Source organism: Klebsiella sp. Ech2A, from assembly GCF_030078455.1.
Taxonomy (GTDB): domain Bacteria; phylum Pseudomonadota; class Gammaproteobacteria; order Enterobacterales; family Enterobacteriaceae; genus Klebsiella; species Klebsiella terrigena.
This window is the reverse complement of sequence record NZ_JAQGFU010000414.1, coordinates 1-1,410: the sequence shown is the minus strand read 5'-3', so window position 1 is coordinate 1,410 and position 1,410 is coordinate 1. Positions and strand designations below refer to the sequence as shown.

At 68.6% G+C, this 1,410-nt stretch carries 1 protein-coding gene; it reads left to right on the top strand.

Translation table 11 applies throughout. The features are described from left to right. Nucleotides 1-1,410: efflux RND transporter permease subunit (locus PFH44_RS27555; protein ID WP_283826836.1), on the top strand; the 1,410-nt coding region annotated here is incomplete at both ends.

Here is a 1,410-nt window from a genome sequence, read left to right as displayed (position 1 = left end):
GTGCAGATGTTCGGCGCCCGCGACTACAGCATGCGCGTCTGGCTGCGGCCCGACCGTATGAATGCGCTCAACGTCACCAGCGAAGATATCGCCCAGGCGCTGCGCGAGCAGAACGTGCAGGGCGCCGCCGGGCAGGTGGGGACGCCGCCGGTCTTTAACGGCCAGCAGCAAACGCTGACCATCAACGGTATTGGGCGCCTGAGCGATGCGGCAAGCTTCGGCCAGATAGCGATCCGCAGCGGCGAGCAGGGGCAGCTGGTGCGCCTTGCCGAGGTGGCAACCATCGAGCTCGGCGCCCGCAGCTACAGCTCCGGCGCGCAGCTCAACGGCCGCGACTCGGCCTATCTGGGGGTTTATCCGACGCCGACCGCCAACGCGCTGCAGGTAGCCAGCGCGGTGCGCGCCGAGCTCACGCGGCTACACGCGCGCTTCCCGCCGGATCTCACCTGGGAGGTGAAGTTCGACACCACGCGCTTCGTGGCGGCGACGATCAAAGAGATTGCCGTTTCGCTGCTGCTCACCCTGCTGGCGGTAGTGGCGGTGGTTTCGCTGTTCCTGCAAAGCTGGCGGGCGACGCTGATCGTCGCGCTGGCGATCCCGGTGTCGCTGATCGGCACCTTCGCGCTGCTCTATCTGCTGGGCTACAGCGCCAATACCCTCAGCCTGTTTGCGGCGATCCTCGCCCTGACGATGGTGGTGGACGACGCCATCGTGGTGGTGGAGAGCGTCGAGAGCCAGATGGCGGAAGGCCTGGGCCGCCTTGAGGCCACCGCCCAGGCGCTGCGCCAAATCGCCGGGCCGGTTATCGCCACCACCCTGGTGCTGCTGGCGGTGTTCGTGCCGGTGGCGCTGCTGCCGGGCATCGTCGGCGAGCTCTATCGCCAGTTTGCGGTCACCCTCTCCACGGCGGTCACGCTGTCGAGCGTCGTGGCGCTGACGCTAACGCCGGCCCTGTGCGCGCTGCTGCTGCGCCCGCGTCCGGCGCAGCCCGCGGCCGTCTGGCGGCTATTCAATCGCGGCCTCGCTGGCCTGCGCGACGGCTACGGGGCGCTCGTCGCCCGCATGAACCGTCGTCCGTGGCTGGCGCTGGCGGCGGTCGCGCTGGCCGCCGGGGCGGTGGCGTTCAGCTTCAGCAGCATGCCGAAGGGCTTTCTGCCCGAGGAAGATCAGGGCTACTTCTTCGCCAGCGTCCAGCTGCCGGAGGCGGCTTCCCTGGAGCGCACCGAGGCGGTGATGGCCCAGGCGCGCGAGCTGCTGCTGGCCAATCCGGCGGTGGAGGACGTCATTCAGGTGTCGGGCTTCAATATTCTGAACGGCACCAGCGCCTCAAACGGCGGTTTTATCTCGGTGATGCTGAAAGACTGGCCCCGGCGGCCGCCGCTGGAGCAGGTGATGAGCAAGCTGCAGGGG